This window comes from Streptomyces marinisediminis (assembly GCF_026262575.1).
In the GTDB taxonomy this organism is placed as follows: Bacteria; Actinomycetota; Actinomycetes; order Streptomycetales; family Streptomycetaceae; genus Streptomyces; species Streptomyces marinisediminis.
Genome location: NZ_JAPKFL010000008.1, coordinates 189679 through 204128, shown reverse-complemented (window position 1 = coordinate 204128; position 14450 = coordinate 189679). Strand labels below are relative to the sequence as shown.

Below are 14450 nucleotides of genomic sequence, written 5' to 3'. Positions count from 1 at the left end.
GCGCCGGCGCCGGGGCCCGGGGGGCCCGGCCCGCCGCCGTTGTCCCACCGGCGCAACCGGCTGGAGCGCAGGACGCGCGTCGTCGGGGGTGCGGCGGAACGGGCCCCCGGCCGGGCGGCGTGGCGCCGGCACCCCCGGCGGCGGAACGGGCGTCCGGCCCCGGGCGCAACCCCGCCGCCGTCCGCAGGGTGTCTCCCTGCGCCTCGCTTCCTCGGGCGTTCCCGGGCGCGCCCGCCGGGTGGCCCCGCGCGCCCCGTTGGCCGGGTGGCTCCAGTGCCCCGTGGGCCGGGCGGCCCCGCGGGCCCGTCCACCCGGGGCCTGCTCGGGTGGTCCGCCCGCCGCGTGGGGTCCCGGGTGTTCCGTCGGCCGGTGGTCCCGGGGGAGTGGACGCGGGGCCCGCCGTCCGCTCCCGCCGGACGGGCGGGCAGCTCGTCCGGCGGGAGCGGAACAGTCCCCGGCGCTCAGATCCTGCGCAGGCGGAACGTCAGACCCAGCGCCTCGTCGGTGAAGGCGGGGCCGAACGCGTCGTCCGCCGGGTCGGCGGAGACCTCGTCGGCCAGCACCTCGGCGGCGATGAGGCCGGAGTGCTCGGCCAGCGCCGCAGCGACCTCCTCGTCGGCGGACCGCCAGCGCAGTGCGATCCGGTCGGCGACGTCCAGCCCGCTGTTCTTGCGCGCCTCCTGGATCAGCCGGATCGCGTCCCGCGCGAGGCCGGCGCGGCGCAGCTCCGGGGTGATCTCCAGGTCCAGCGCGACCGTCGCGCCGGGGTCGGACGCCACCGACCACCCCTCGCGCGGCGTCTCGGTGATGATCACCTCCTCCGGCGCCAGCCCGACGCGCTCGCCGTCGACCGTCACCTCGGCCGTGCCCGCGCGCAGCGCCGCGGACAGCTCGGCCGCGTCCGCGGCCGCGATCGCCGCCGCCACCGGCTGCGTCCGCTTGCCGAAGCGGCGTCCCAGCGCCCGGAAGTTCGCCTTGGCCGTGGTGTCCACCAGCGAGCCGCCGACCTCACCGAGCGAGGCCAGCTCGCTGACGTTCAGCTCCTCGGCGATCTGCGCGCGCAGGTCGTCGTCCAGCAGCTCGAAGCCCTGCGCCGCGATCAGCGCCCGGGACAGCGGCTGGCGGGTCTTGACGCCCGACTCGGCCCGGGTGGCCCGGCCCAGCTCCACCAGGCGGCGCACCAGGAGCATGTCCATGGACAGCCGCTCGTCGATGGCCCCGGGATCGGCCACCGGCCAGCTCGCCAGGTGCACCGACTCCGGCGCGCCGGGCGTCACCGGCACGACCAGGTCCTGCCACACCCGCTCGGTGACGAACGGCACCAGCGGCGCCATCAGCCGCGTCACCGTCTCCAGCACGTCGTGCAGGGTGCGCAGCGCGGCCCTGTCGCCCTGCCAGAACCGGCGGCGCGAGCGGCGCACGTACCAGTTGGACAGGTCGTCGACGAAGGTGGACAGCAGCTTGCCCGCGCGCTGGGTGTCGAAGTCCTCCATGGCGCGGGTGACCAGGTCCACCAGCGCGTGCACCTCGCTCAGCAGCCAGCGGTCCAGCAGCGGGCGCTCGCCGGGGGCCGGGTCGGCCTCGCCGGGCGCCCAGGCGGTGGTGCGCGCGTACAGGGCCTGGAAGGCGACGGTGTTCCAGTAGGTCAGCAGCGTCTTGCGCACCACCTCCTGGATCGTGCCGTGCCCCACCCGGCGCGCCGCCCACGGCGAGCCGCCGGCGGCCATGAACCAGCGCACCGCGTCCGCGCCGTGCTGCTCCATCAGCGGGACCGGCTCCAGGATGTTGCCCAGGTGCTTGGACATCTTGCGCCCGTCTTCGGCCAGGATGTGGCCCAGGCAGACGACGCTCTCGTAGCTGGAGCGCCCGAAGACCAGCGTGCCCACGGCCATGAGCGTGTAGAACCAGCCGCGGGTCTGGTCGATGGCCTCGGAGATGAACTGCGCGGGGTAGCGCTGCTCGAACAGCTCCTTGCCGCGGTACGGGTAGCCCCACTGCGCGAACGGCATCGAACCCGAGTCGTACCAGGCGTCGATGACCTCCGGGACGCGGACCGACCGAAGCGCGCAACCCTCGGCCGGGCAGGTGAAGGTGACGGCGTCGATGAACGGGCGGTGCGGGTCCAGACCGCTCTGGTCGCTCCCGCTCAGCTCGCTCAGCTCGGCCAGCGAGCCGACGCAGGTCAGGTGGTCGTCCGCGCAGCGCCAGATGGGCAGCGGCGTGCCCCAGTAGCGGTTGCGGGAGAGCGCCCAGTCGATGTTGTTGCTCAGCCAGTCCCCGAAGCGGCCGTGCTTGACGGACTCCGGGTACCAGTGGGTCTTCTCGTTCTCCTGGAGCAACTGCTCCTTGATCTGCGTGGTGCGGATGTACCAGGAGGGCTGGGCGTAGTAGAGCAGCGCGGTGTGGCAGCGCCAGCAGTGCGGGTAGCTGTGCTCGTAGGCCAGGTGGCGGAACAGCAGCCCGCGCGCGTCCAGGTCGGCGACGAGGGTCTCGTCCGCCTTCTTGAAGAACTGGCCGCCCACCAGCCCGAGCGCCGGGTCGAAGGTGCCGTCCGAGCGCACCGGGTTGACCACGGGCAGCCCGTAGGCGCGGCACACCCTCAGGTCGTCCTCACCGAACGCGGGGGCCTGGTGCACCAGACCGGTGCCGTCGTCGGTCGTCACGTACTCGGCGTTGACGACGAAGTTCGCGCCCTCCAGCTCGACCAGGTCGAACGGCCGGCGGTAGGTCCAGCGCTCCATCTCCGCGCCGGTGAAGGACCGGTCCGTGGCCTGCCAGCCCTCGCCGAGCGCCTTGGCCAGCAGCGGTTCGGCGACCACGAGCCGCTCGGTGCCGTCCGTGGCGACGACGTAGCGCACGTCCGGGTGCGCGGCGACGGCCGTGTTGGACACCAGCGTCCACGGCGTGGTCGTCCACACCAGCAGGGCGGCCTCGCCGGCGAGCGGACCGGAGGTCAGCGGCAGGCGGACGTAGACGGAGGGGTCGACGACCGTCTCGTAGCCCTGGGCGAGCTCGTGGTCGGACAGGCCGGTGCCGCAGCGCGGGCACCAGGGCGCCACCCGGTGGTCCTGCACGAGCAGGCCCTTGCCGAAGATCTGCTTCAGCGACCACCAGACGGACTCGATGTACTGCGGGTCCATCGTGCGGTAGGCGTCGTCCAGGTCCACCCAGTAGCCCATGCGCCGGGTCAGCTCGGCGAAGGCGTCGGTGTGCCGGGTGACGGACTCGCGGCACTTGGCGTTGAACTCCGCGATGCCCATCGCCTCGATGTCCTGCTTGCCGGTCAGGCCCAGCTCCTTCTCCACGGCCAGCTCCACCGGCAGGCCGTGGCAGTCCCAGCCGGCCTTCCGGGGCACGTGGTAGCCCTGCATGGTCCGGAAGCGCGGGAAGACGTCCTTGAACACCCGGGCCTCGATGTGGTGCGCGCCCGGCATGCCGTTGGCGGTGGGGGGGCCCTCGTAGAACACCCACTCGGGGCGGCCCTGGGACGCCTCCAGCGTCCGGGCGAAAATCTTCTGCTCCCGCCAGAACTCGAGCACGGCGTGCTCCAGGGCGGGCAGATCCACCTGGGCGGGCACCTGGCGGTATTGCGGGGTGGGGCTCATCGGGCGGTTCCTCCGGCGGACAGGGCAGCTTCCGTCGGAGGGACGAGACGCGCCGTGCGGCGCCTCCCGCGGTACCACCCTCCTTGGCGGCGGACCCGCGGCCCACCACCCCCTCGTTGGGCGCGGCCGCCTCACCTGCCGCGGCCGCCCGCGTGCCGGTTCTACTCACCCGCCCGGACCAGGGGCGCGCTTTCCTCCGGCGGCTCCGGGGTGATCTTCACGTCGCGCTCGCCCCCGGGCTTCCACCGTCCCCGGGTCGCTCACGGCTGCTCGACGACGCTACTCGTCCCCATCCACGCCTTTCGCTGCGCCCAGTGTACGGGCCCGCGCGAGCGGGTGCCGAGCGGTTTCCGGGCCGCCGGGCCGGGCACAACGCCTTCGCGGCGTCCGGTGGCGCCGTGCCGCGGATCGCGCCCGTTCGGCGCGTCCCGTTGCCGTGCACCGCGGGTCGATTTATCGTTCCGGCACGATTCACGAGCAAGATCACACTATGTGAGGGGTCGGCGAGGACAGGCTCCGGACCGGCAGGAGGTGGCCGTCAACATGACCCCCGCGAAGCGACCCCCGGCCGACGCGGCGCACGGCGCGGACGAGCCGGCGGCGAAGACCCCGGCGAAGCGGGCGGCCGAGGAGAAGGCGCCGACCGAGGAGGCGTCGGCCGACACGGCACCGGCCGAGAAGGCGCCGGCCGAGAAGGCGCCGGCCAAGCGGGCGCCGACGGGCGGGGCCGCGGCGAGGAAGGCGCCGGCCAAGGGCGGCCCGGCGGCCCGGGCGCGGGCGGCGGAGCGACCGCCCGCGAAGCCGGCGGGCACCTCCGCGCACGCCGCGCGGGAAGAGCCCGTGCCGCCCACCGGCGCGGCGGCACGGCGCGCCGCCGCCGAGCGGGCGCCCGCGAAAAAGACCGGGGCGAAGAGGACCGCGGCCGACGGTGCTCCGGCCGAGGAGGCCGCGGGCCGGCAGGCCGCCGCCCGGAAACGGGCGGCGCCGCAGGCGCCCACCGGCGCCGGGCGGGGTAGGGACACGGTGGGCCGAGAGGCGGCCCAACGGGAGACGGGAGCCGAAGCGGTGGCTGCGAAGAAGACGACGACCGGTACGCACACGGCGGTGCCCCAGGCCCGGGTCGCGGCCGCCCCCGACGAACTGGCGGTCCGCACGGGCGAGGACCCGTGGACGGAGAGCGAGGTCGACGAGGCCCGCACCGAGCTGGCGACCGAGGTGGACCGGCTGCGGGCCGAGATCGACGCCGTCGAGCGCGGGCTGGCCGGGCTGATGCGCGACTCGGGTGACGGCGCCGGGGACGACCAGGCGGACACCGGCACGAAGAACGTCACGCGCGAGCACGAGATGGCCATCGCGGAGAACGCCCGCGAGATGATGTACCAGAGCGAGCGCGCCCTGGAGCGCCTTGAGGCCGGTACGTACGGCCTGTGCGAGAACTGCGGCAACCCGATCGGCAAGGCCCGCATGCAGGCCTTCCCCCGGGCCACGCTGTGCGTGGAGTGCAAGCAGAAGCAGGAGCGTCACTGAGGGCGCGAGCGGGCGGCACCGCACCGGTGTCGTACGCTCGACCCGTGACAGCAGAGGCGGAGCGGGCCATCGACGACGGGCCGGAGAAGTCCCGGGCGGGAGCGGAAGACGACGCCGTGCGGCAGACCCGCGGCAGGCGGCGCGTCGGCGTGCTCCTGAGCGTGGCGGGCGTCGCGTACGTGCTCGACCTGGTCTCCAAGCTCCTGGTCGTGGAGCACCTGGAGGGCCGGCCCTCCATCGAGGTGGTCGGTGACCTGCTGCGGCTGACGGCGGTGCGCAACTCCGGCGCCGCCTTCGGCATCGGGGAGGCGCTGACCATCGTCTTCACCGTCATCGCGGCCGCCGTCATCGTGGTGATCTTCCGGCTCGCCCGCAAGCTCTACAGCACGCCGTGGGCGCTGGCGCTCGGGCTGCTCCTGGGCGGGGCCTTCGGCAACCTCACCGACCGCGTCTTCCGCTCGCCCGGCGTGTTCCGGGGCGCGGTGGTGGACTTCATCGCCCCGGCGCACTTCGCCGTGTTCAACCTCGCCGACACCGCGATCGTCTGCGGCGGCGTGCTGATCGTCATCCTCTCCTTCCGGGGCCTGGACCCGGACGGCACGGTCCACCGGGACTAGCGGACCGGCCGCACCGGCACCGCCGCCGCACGGGGCCGCACGGCGGACGGGGCCGCACGACCGCGCGCGGGAGCGTCACCGGCACGCCGGACCCGGCCGCCCCCTCCGACGGCCGGGTCCGGCGTGCCGCCGACGCGGCGGCGTGCCGCGCCGGCGGGTGCGCTCAGCAGCTCGCGGACCAGGAGATCCTCAGCCCGGTCAGTGTGGCCGGCCGGGCGATCCGCTGGTGGGTGTTGGGCGTCACGCAGGTCTCCACGCCGTCGGACCAGCGCAGGTGCACCACGTCGTCGTTGCGCGTGTTGTGGATCACCTGTGCGGTCGCGCTGCGCGTGACCGACTGGTAGGAGGACGTGACGTCCCGGTACTGGCCCGTCTTGTTGCCGTGCACGTACAGGCACACGTAGGGGTAGGAGCAGGTGTTCGACGCCGCCTGCGCGGTGCCGGTGGTCGCGGCGGTCAGGCCCGCGGTCAACGCGAGGGCCACGAAGGCGCCGACGGCCTTTCTGGCGAAGTTCTTGCGCATGACTTTCTTCCCGTTCTTCTCAGGCACTCGGACGGAATTCAGCAGCCGCAGCTGTGGAATGTGGCGTCCCAGTGGTTGCTTTCGCGGGCGTAGATGTTCCCTGAGGCGGCTTTGTACTGCGCCGCCCCGTCACCGCGATAACCGATGAAGGAGAAGTTGCCGGTGATGTAGTTGCTGATGCAGCCGTACGTAGCGAAATCGAGCTTGTAGCCGTTCCAGTGGCTGTAGGTGCCGGAGGCGTGCCCGGTTTCCGTGCCGCCGGTCAGGTGAATGGAGCACCCGCTGGCGCGCTTCAGGGTCACGATGCCCTCGGCGCTCGTGCGCCGCAGTTGGTCGAAGGAGGTGCAGGTGCTCACGTTCCGGTTGGAGCAGTTCCCGGAGGAGGACCAGTTGATCCCGGCGCTGCGGAACATGGAGGTGGCCTGGGAGTGCGTCAGCTTGGAGCCGTCACCCCCGCCGCCCGAGCCGGAGCCGGTGATCAGGGCGCGCCAGGTGTTGGGGCCGACGACCCCGTCGACGCTCAGGCCCTTCGACTTCTGGAAGGAGCGGACCGCGCCGGCGGTGCCGCTGCCGAAGACACCGTCCACCGCGAGCTGGTGCCCGTAGGTGTTGAGCTGGACCTGGGCGGCCTTCACGGCACTGCCGTCGCTGCCGCTGCGGACCGTGACGACCAGGGCGCTCCAGGTCTGGCTGCCCACGTAGCCGTCCGCCGTCAGGCCCTTGGACCGCTGGAAGGCCTTCGTCTTCGACGTGGTGTCGGAGCCGAAGATGCCGTCGGCCGAGGTGCTGTGGCCCCGGGCCGTCAGCAGGTGCTGGGCGGTGGTGACGTCGGCCCCGGTGCTGCCGCTGCTCAGCACCGGCCAGTCGGCGGCCTGCGCGGTGGGGGCGGACAGCAGCGTGACGAGCAGCGCGCTCAGCACGGTGGCGACGACGGCGGGCAGACTTCTGCGTCTGTGCATCCTTGCGTTTCCTCCGCTGTGTGGTGCGAACTCTTGGGCCGCGGGCCCCGGGGAGCGGCGTGCCGCCAGTCTTCCGGCGGAGGGCCGCCTGCGGGGCCGTCCCGGGGCGTTCTGGGACGGTCCGGGACGGCCCGGGACGCCGGGAACGCCTCCTGGGCGGCCGGGACGCCGGGCCGGACCCCGCCCCGGAGCGGGCGCGTGGGACGCTCCGGGACGCGGGCCGGGTCCCAGGGCCGTGGAACGCGAGCGGGCCCGCCCGGCCCCGAGGGGACGGGCGGGCCCGCTCGCGCGTCGGCGGCGCGGTGGCCCCGGTCGCCGGGAGGGTCAGAACCGGCCGCGGTTCAGGGCGGTCTGCAGGGCCCGGGTGGTGGCGCTGCCCCAGTCGCCGTCCACGGTGAGACCGGCGCCGGTCATGGTGTTGAGGTGCCGCTGGAGCGCCCGTACCGACGCCGGGCCGAAGTCGCCGTCCACGACCAGGTCGGCGTCGGCCCAGCGGTTGAGGTGCCGCTGGAGCGCCCGGGCGGACGCCGGGCCCCACTGGCCGTCCACCGTCGCGCCCGTCACCCGCTGCACGGCCGACACGGTGGCCGGGCCGAAGACGCCGTCGACGTCGAGGCCGGCGCCGGAGTCGATGTAGGCGTAGTAGGCGCTTTCGGTGTTGGGTCCCCACAGGCCGTCGTCGGTGACGCCGACGCGGCGTTGCAGCCAGCGCACGCCCGCGTCCGTGTTCGGCCCCCAGATGCCGTCCAGCTCCAGGGCGGGGCTGTGGCCCAGGGAGTTGACGGCGCTCTGCTGGGAGATGACCGAGCGGACGGACGTCATGCCACCCGAGCCGCCCGAGCCGCCCGACAGGTAGGCGGTGTGAGCGCTTTCGGTGTTGGGTCCCCACAGGCCGTCGTCGGTGACGCCGACGCGGCGTTGCAGCCAGCGCACGCCCGCGTCCGTGTTCGGCCCCCAGATGCCGTCCACGGCCAGCGCGGGGCTGTAGCCCAGGGAGTTGACCGCGCGCTGCTGTGCGGCGACCGAGCGGACGGACGTCATCCCGCCGCCGCCGGGGTCGCCGGGCGCGGGGCGCTCGTCGATCGGCACGTCCTCGCCGTCCATGCCGCCGCGGACCCAGGCCCGCAGGTCGGCGCCGGGGCAGGAGGTCGAGTTGCCCGGCAGGCCGCCGTGGTAGGTGGGGGTGAGCGCGCGCCCGGCCAGCGCGTTGGCCTTGCGGTACAGCGCCCGGATCGTCGTCTTGGCCGCGGCGGTGGCGTCCCCGTCGCCGCCGATGAAGCACACCCCGATGTGGCTGGTGTTGTGGCCGGTGGCGTGCGCGCCGACCGTCAGCCAGCCGCGTCCCTCGTAGGCCCGCCCGTAGCGGTCGACCAGGAAGTTGTACCCGATGTCCGACCACTGGCGGACGTCCATGTGGTAGTTCTGGATCTGCCGCGGCGTCTGGGTCGTCGGCCCCGCCGAGTAGTGCACCGTGAAGCCCTGCCGGGCCGACCAGGTGGTCCGCGTCTGTTCCCGGGGCGCCCTGGCGCCCCACTGGGCCCGCGGGGTGATGGAGATGGTCGGCGGCGGCGTGGGCGGGGTCGGCGGCGCGAGCGAGCCGTTGCGCACGTAGGGCTGGAGGTTGCCCGGGCACTCGGTGTCCCAGACCTGCTGGTGGCCCCGGATCAGCGGGCCCGCCGGGTAGCGGTCGTGGTCGCGCAGGTAGCCGATGAGGTCCTTGATGGACGACCGCATGGCGGCCGACGGGCTGTCCTCGGAGCCCAGCAGGCCGAGCACCGCGTAGAACCCCTCGTTGGCGCCCACCCGGACGGCGTTGCTGACGTCGATGGAGCGCGTGCCGTTGGCGGCCGGGCGGGTGGCCACGCCGCGGCCCTCGAAGATGTCGCCGTGCTGGCAGACGACGAAGCTGTAGGCGATGTCGTCGTAGGTCTCCAGGTAGCCGGGGGACCAGTCGGGCAGCCAGCCGCGCCAGCCCGGGTCCATGTGCTTGCTCTGGATGTCCTTGACCATGCCGTAGCAGTGCAGGCCGCTGTCCGGCGGATGGCTGCCGCCGCCCATGTGGTGGATGACGACACCGCCCTTGCGCGGGTCCCAATTCCCCTCGACCGGTCTGCCCGGCTGCGCGCCCCAGGTATCGCGTCCTCTGATGGTGACCACGTGCACCCTCCCGGAAATCTCTGGAATCTCGGCTGTGACGGAATGACGAAATGCTGCCGAATGGCGGCGGCGGGGTGGGCGCGCAACTATGGCTTTTTCAGCGGAGCATGACGCGTTATCACTGTCAAGAACTTGACCGCCCGCGGCAGTTGTGCGTAAGTTTTTGCTCGCTCGCTGATGCAGTGCGGTGAACGGGTGGGCGCACCCATCAGTGAGGTATTCGCATGAGATCTGCATCCGGCGCCGAAGAGCGCCCCGGAGAAAATGCACCGGACTTCGGCACCGACGGGTCGGCGGAACCGGGGCGGAGCCGGGTCACGCGACGGGCGCTGCTGGCGACCGGCGCGGCCGGGCTCCTCGCCCTCGCCGCGCCGCCCGCGCTGGCGTCGGCGCCCGCCCCGGCCCGGCGCGCGGACGGCCGCGACACCGGCCGGCTCGGCTTCCGCGCCGTGGCGCCCGACGACCGGGACGAACTCACCGTCCCCGAGGGCTACACCGCCGAGGTGCTGGCCCCGTGGGGCGCCCCCCTGCTGTCCACCGGCCCGCGGTGGCGGCCGGACGGGCGGCACGCGGCGCTGGACCAGGCCCACCAGGTCGGCACGCACCACCACGGGCTGGAACTCTTCCCCGAGCCGGACGGCCGCCGCGGCCTGCTGGCCATCGGCCACGAGGCCGTCGACGCGGCCCAGCTCACCGGCGGGCTCGCCCAGGCGCTCGCGGCCCAGGGCGTGACCATCGCCGCGGTGGCCGAGCGCGGCGGCCGGTGGTCGCTGGTGGACTCCGCGCACAGCCGCCGGACGACGGGCACCACCCCGGTGCGCTTCGCCGGGCCGGTCGGCGCCGACCACCCCTGGCTGCGCACCGGGCAGCCGCCCCGGGGCGTGCTGGCCTCCGGCGGTGGCGGTGCGACGCCCTGGGGCACTTACCTGGCCTGCGAGGAGAAGGTCAACTCCTGGTTCGGCACGGACGACGCGGAGTGGGAGCGCACCGAGGCGCAGGCGCGCTACGGGCTCAGCGCGGCCGGGTTCGGCGCGCCCTGGCACCGCGAGGACGCCCGCTTCGACCTGGCGGCCACCCCCGGGGAGGCGCAGCGCCACGGGTGGGTCGTGGAGATCGACCCGCGCCGGCCGGGCGCCGCCCCGGTCAAGCGGACGGCGCTGGGTCGCTTCCTGCACGCGGGGGCCACCGTCACCCAGTCGCGGGGCCGTGTGGTCGTCTACAGCGCCGACGCCGAGGACGGCGAGTACGTGTACAAGTTCGTCGGCGACCGGCCGTGGCGGCAGGTGCGGGCGGAGGGCGCGGACCCGCTGGACCACGGCCGGCTCTACGTGGCCCGCTTCTCCGCCGACGGCACCGGGCGCTGGCTGCCGCTGTCCCACGGGACCGGCCCCCTGGTCCGTGCGGCCGGCTGGCAGGACCAGGCCGACGTGCTGGTGCGCGCGCGGATGGCGGCCGACGCGCTCGGTGCCACCGGTCTGCCGCGTCCCGAGCGGCTGGCCGCCGGTCCCTCGGGCGGTGAGGTCTACCTCGCCCTCGCCGGCGGCGCGGGCGGTGGCGCCTGCTGTGCCGACGCGGGCGGCGCGGACCAGGCCGGACGGGTGCGCCGCTGGCGGGAGGCGGCCGGGGACGCCGCCGCCGAGTCCTTCACGTGGGAGGAGTTCGCCGTCGGGGGGGAGTCGGACCCGGGCCCGGCGGGGCGGCCGGACCAGGGCGACCTGTTCGCCGCGCCCAAGGACCTCGCGCTGGACCCCGGCGGGCGGCTGTGGATCTCGACCGGGATCTCCGGCTACCTGCTCCACCGCGCCGAGACCGGCCACGAGCGGTTCGGGACCAACGCGCTGCTGGCGGCCGACCCCGGCACCGGGGAGGTGCGGCGCTTCCTGACCTCCCCGCGCGGCGCGGAGATCACCGGCGTCACCGCGAGCCCCGACGGGCGCGCCCTGTTCGTCAACGTGCAGCACCCGGGGGAGGCGGGGTCCCGCTGGGGGACGCCGGGGCCGGACCGGCCGGACGCGGTCAGCTCCTGGCCGGACCGCCGCGGCGGGCGCCCGCGCTCGGCGACCGTGGTCGTGCGCCGCGCAGACGGCGGGGTGGTCGGCGCCTGACCCCGGGCCCGGTGGGGCCGGCGCGCGACCCCACCGGGCCGCCGGTCCGTGCGCGGGCTCCGGCGCCCGGCCCCGCCCGGGTACGCGCCCGGCGCCGCCGGCCCCCGCCCGGCCCCCGCCCGGCCCCCGCCCGGCCCCCGCCCGGACCCGGCTCGGGTCCGGGCGGGGGCCGCCCGTCCGGCATACTCGACCGGGTGAGTACCGCACCGCCCCCCGAGATCCGCACCCTTCCCGTACCCGACGGCCTGGAGGGCGAGCGCCTGGACGCCGCCCTGGCCAGGATGTTCGGCTTCTCCCGCACCAAGGCCGCCGAGCTCGCCGCCGAGGGCAAGGTGCTGGTGGACGGGGCGGCGGCCGGGAAGTCCGACCGGGTGCACGGCGGCGCCTGGCTGGAGGTGGAGATGCCCGCCCCGCCCGCGCCGGTGCGCGTCGTCGCCGAGCCGGTGGAGGGCATGGACGTCGTCCACGACGACGACGACCTCGTCGTGGTGATGAAGCCGGTCGGCGTCGCGGCCCACCCCAGCCCGGGCTGGAGCGGGCCGACCGTCATCGGCGGGCTGGCCGCCGCCGGGTACGCCGTGGCCACCTCCGGCGCGGCCGAGCGGCAGGGCGTCGTGCACCGGCTGGACGTGGGCACGTCCGGGCTGATGGTCGTCGCCAAGTCCGAGCGCGCGTACAGCAGGCTCAAGCAGCAGTTCCGCGAGCGCACCGTGGACAAGCGCTACCACGCGCTGGTCCAGGGGCACCCCGACCCGCTGAGCGGCACCATCGACGCGCCCATCGGACGCCACCCGCAGCACGACTACAAGTGGGCCGTCACCGCGGACGGCAAGCCGTCGGTCACCCACTACGACCTCGTCGAGGCGTTCCGCGCCGCCAGCCTGCTCGACATCAAGCTGGAGACCGGCCGCACCCACCAGATCCGGGTGCACATGGCCGCGCACCGGCACCCCTGCGCCGGTGACCTCACCTACGGGGCCGACCCCACGCTCGCGCGGCGGCTGGGGCTGACCCGGCAGTGGCTGCACGCGGTGCGGCTCGGCTTCACCCACCCCGGGGACGGCCGCTGGGTGGAGTACGCCAGCGACTACCCGGCCGACCTCCGGCACGCGCTGGAGCGGGTGGCGGGGTAGGCCGCGTCAGCCGGCGTCGAGCGGCCGGTCGGCGCCGCCCGGCCCCGGCCGCTCCCGGGTGGTGCGCAGCCGCGGCAGCGCGTAGGGGTGCTCGTCGCGCAGCCACCCGATGAGCTGTTCGCGCACCTCGCAGCGGAGCGTCCAGATGTCGTCCGGGGTGCGGGCCGTCATCGACGCCCGCACCTCGATCGTCGACGGGGTGGTGTCGGTGACCACCACGCCCCAGTTCCGCCCGTCCCAGGAGTCGCTGGCGCGCACGATCTCCTCGGTCTTGGCGCGCAGCTCCGCGAGGGGCGCCGTGTGGTCCAGGTGCAGGTAGACGGTGCCGGTCATCTGCTGGCCGCCGCGCGACCAGTTCTCGAACGGCTTGTTGGTGAAGTAGGACACCGGCATGGTGATGCGCCGCTCGTCCCAGGTCAGCACCACCAGGTAGGAGACGGTGATCTCGTCGACCACCCCGTACTCGCCGTCGACTATCACCGTGTCGCCGATGCGCACCATGTCGCCGAAGGCGATGGACAGGCCGGCGAAGAGGTTGCTCAGGGTCGACTGGGCGGCGATGCCGGCGACGATGCCGAGCACACCGGCCGAGGCCAGCATCGAGGTCCCCACGGTGCGCATGCCGTCGAACTGGAGCAGCATCGCGGCCACCGCCACGACGACGACCACCGCGGTCACCATGCGCTGGATGAGCGTGAGCTGGGTGCGCACGCGGCGGGCCCGGGCCGGGTCGTGGGCGCCCCCGCTGTACCGGGCCGCCGCCGTCTGCATGGCCGCCCCGGCCACCCGCAGGGCCAGCCACGCGGAGGCGGCGATCACGATGAGGGTCAGCCACAGGTCCACTCTCTGGCGACCGTCCCCGACGAGGTGGGTACTGCCGAAGAAGCCCCGCACCAGCGCGACGAACAGCACGGCCATCAGCGGTGTGCGGCCCTGCCGCAGCAGGCCCCACAGGGGCGTCTCCGGGTGCCGCCGGTCGATGCGCACCAGCAGCCGGTCCACGGACCAGGCCACGGCCCAGGCCACGACGGCGGCGCCACCGAACACGAGGACCGGGCGCAGCACGGCTTCCATGGTGGTCTCCACGGTCGTAACGGCTCCTTGTCTCGATGGGCTCCGTCGACCGTACCTGGCACCATGGGACGTCCGGCCCGGCCGACGGGGCGGACGAGGACGAAGTGACGAAGGAGACGTGAGACCGTGGCGACCGTGGTGCTGTTCCACTCCGTGTACGGGCCGCGGCCCGCGGTCGAGGACGCCGCGCGCCGGCTGCGGGAGGCCGGGCACGAGGTGCACACCCCCGACCTGTTCGACGGCCGGACGGCCGGCACGGCCGAGGAGGGCATGGCCCTCGCCGCGGAGATCGGCCGGGACGAACTGCTGCGCCGGGCCGTCGCCGTCAGCGCACCGCTGTCCGAGCGGGGGCTGGTCTACGCCGGGTTCTCGCTCGGTGCCGCCCTGGCGCAGAACCTCGCGCTCGCCGACGCGCGGGCGCGCGGCCTGCTGCTCCTGCACGGTACGTCCGACATTCCCGAGGACGCCGCCGCCGACGGCCTCCCGGTGCAGTTGCACGTCGCCGACCCCGACCCGTTCGAGCCGCACGACTGGCTGAGCGCCTGGTACCTGCGCATGGGGCGGGCCGGCGCCGACGTCGAGGTCTTCCCCTATGCGGGGGCCGGGCACCTCTACACCGACCCCGGCCTGCCCGACCACGACGCCGAGGCCGCCGAGCGGACCTGGCGCGTGGCCCTCGCCTTCCTGGCCGAAACGGACGCCTGACCGCCGAGCGGACGCCCGGGTCCCGGGGCAGACTGGTCGCGCAGA

At 74.7% G+C, this 14450-nt stretch carries 10 protein-coding genes and 1 pseudogene; 5 read left to right on the top strand and 6 right to left on the bottom strand.

Annotation, left to right across the window (positions count from 1 at the left end):
• Positions 1 to 461: 461 nt before the first annotated feature.
• A complete protein-coding gene (gene ileS / locus OSB71_RS09395; protein WP_265946359.1) occupies positions 462 to 3605 on the bottom strand; it encodes an isoleucine--tRNA ligase in 3144 nt (1047 codons plus the stop codon).
• A 543-nt stretch (positions 3606 to 4148) separates the two neighbouring features.
• On the opposite strand from ileS, the gene OSB71_RS09390 reads away from it, so the two are divergent.
• Entirely contained in the window at positions 4149 to 5132 is a 984-nt protein-coding gene (locus OSB71_RS09390) for a TraR/DksA C4-type zinc finger protein (protein WP_265946357.1), read from the top strand.
• 68 nt (positions 5133 to 5200) lie between these two features.
• Positions 5201 to 5749: a signal peptidase II gene (gene lspA / locus OSB71_RS09385; RefSeq protein ID WP_265946381.1), complete on the top strand. Its 549-nt coding sequence runs from the start codon at positions 5201 to 5203 to the stop codon at positions 5747 to 5749.
• Positions 5750 to 5912: 163 nt separating this feature from the next.
• Here lspA and OSB71_RS09380 read toward each other — a convergent pair whose 3' ends face one another.
• From OSB71_RS09380 to OSB71_RS09365, 4 genes and pseudogenes are all read right to left on the bottom strand, one after another.
• A complete protein-coding gene (locus OSB71_RS09380; RefSeq protein WP_265946355.1) occupies positions 5913 to 6272 on the bottom strand; it encodes a hypothetical protein in 360 nt (119 codons plus the stop codon).
• A gap of 38 nt (positions 6273 to 6310) precedes the next feature.
• On the bottom strand, positions 6311 to 6907 hold the full coding sequence (locus OSB71_RS09375; protein WP_416237230.1) for a peptidoglycan-binding domain-containing protein: 597 nt from the start codon (positions 6905 to 6907) through the stop codon (positions 6311 to 6313).
• A 48-nt stretch (positions 6908 to 6955) separates the two neighbouring features.
• Positions 6956 to 7231 (bottom strand): annotated as a pseudogene (locus OSB71_RS09370) (peptidoglycan-binding domain-containing protein); the annotation flags it as partial.
• A gap of 324 nt (positions 7232 to 7555) precedes the next feature.
• Complete coding sequence (locus OSB71_RS09365) at positions 7556 to 9388, bottom strand: peptidoglycan-binding protein (RefSeq protein WP_265946353.1); 1833 nt, start codon at positions 9386 to 9388, stop codon at positions 7556 to 7558.
• 224 nt (positions 9389 to 9612) lie between these two features.
• Between OSB71_RS09365 and OSB71_RS09360 the strand changes: the two genes are divergently transcribed.
• Complete coding sequence (locus OSB71_RS09360) at positions 9613 to 11493, top strand: PhoX family protein (protein ID WP_265946351.1); 1881 nt, start codon at positions 9613 to 9615, stop codon at positions 11491 to 11493.
• A 194-nt stretch (positions 11494 to 11687) separates the two neighbouring features.
• Positions 11688 to 12626 carry an RluA family pseudouridine synthase gene (locus tag OSB71_RS09355; protein ID WP_265946349.1) on the top strand — a complete coding sequence of 313 codons (939 nt, stop codon included), beginning with the start codon at positions 11688 to 11690 and terminating at the stop codon, positions 12624 to 12626.
• Positions 12627 to 12632: 6 nt separating this feature from the next.
• Here OSB71_RS09355 and OSB71_RS09350 read toward each other — a convergent pair whose 3' ends face one another.
• Entirely contained in the window at positions 12633 to 13700 is a 1068-nt protein-coding gene (locus tag OSB71_RS09350; protein ID WP_265946379.1) for a mechanosensitive ion channel family protein, read from the bottom strand.
• Between the two features lie 126 nt (positions 13701 to 13826).
• On the opposite strand from OSB71_RS09350, the gene OSB71_RS09345 reads away from it, so the two are divergent.
• Entirely contained in the window at positions 13827 to 14405 is a 579-nt protein-coding gene (locus tag OSB71_RS09345; RefSeq protein WP_265946347.1) for a dienelactone hydrolase family protein, read from the top strand.
• Positions 14406 to 14450 lie beyond the last annotated feature (45 nt).

Excerpts from the sequence above, each read along its gene's own strand:
- OSB71_RS09380 (WP_265946355.1), bottom strand. The coding sequence starts at position 6,272 with ATGCGCAAGAACTTCGCCAGAAAGGCCGTCGGCGCCTTCGTGGCCCTC.
- OSB71_RS09350 (WP_265946379.1), bottom strand. The coding sequence starts at position 13,700 with ATGGAAGCCGTGCTGCGCCCGGTCCTCGTGTTCGGTGGCGCCGCCGTC.
- OSB71_RS09390 (WP_265946357.1), top strand. The coding sequence starts at position 4,149 with ATGACCCCCGCGAAGCGACCCCCGGCCGACGCGGCGCACGGCGCGGAC.
- OSB71_RS09360 (WP_265946351.1), top strand. The coding sequence starts at position 9,613 with ATGAGATCTGCATCCGGCGCCGAAGAGCGCCCCGGAGAAAATGCACCG.
- ileS (WP_265946359.1), bottom strand. The coding sequence starts at position 3,605 with ATGAGCCCCACCCCGCAATACCGCCAGGTGCCCGCCCAGGTGGATCTG.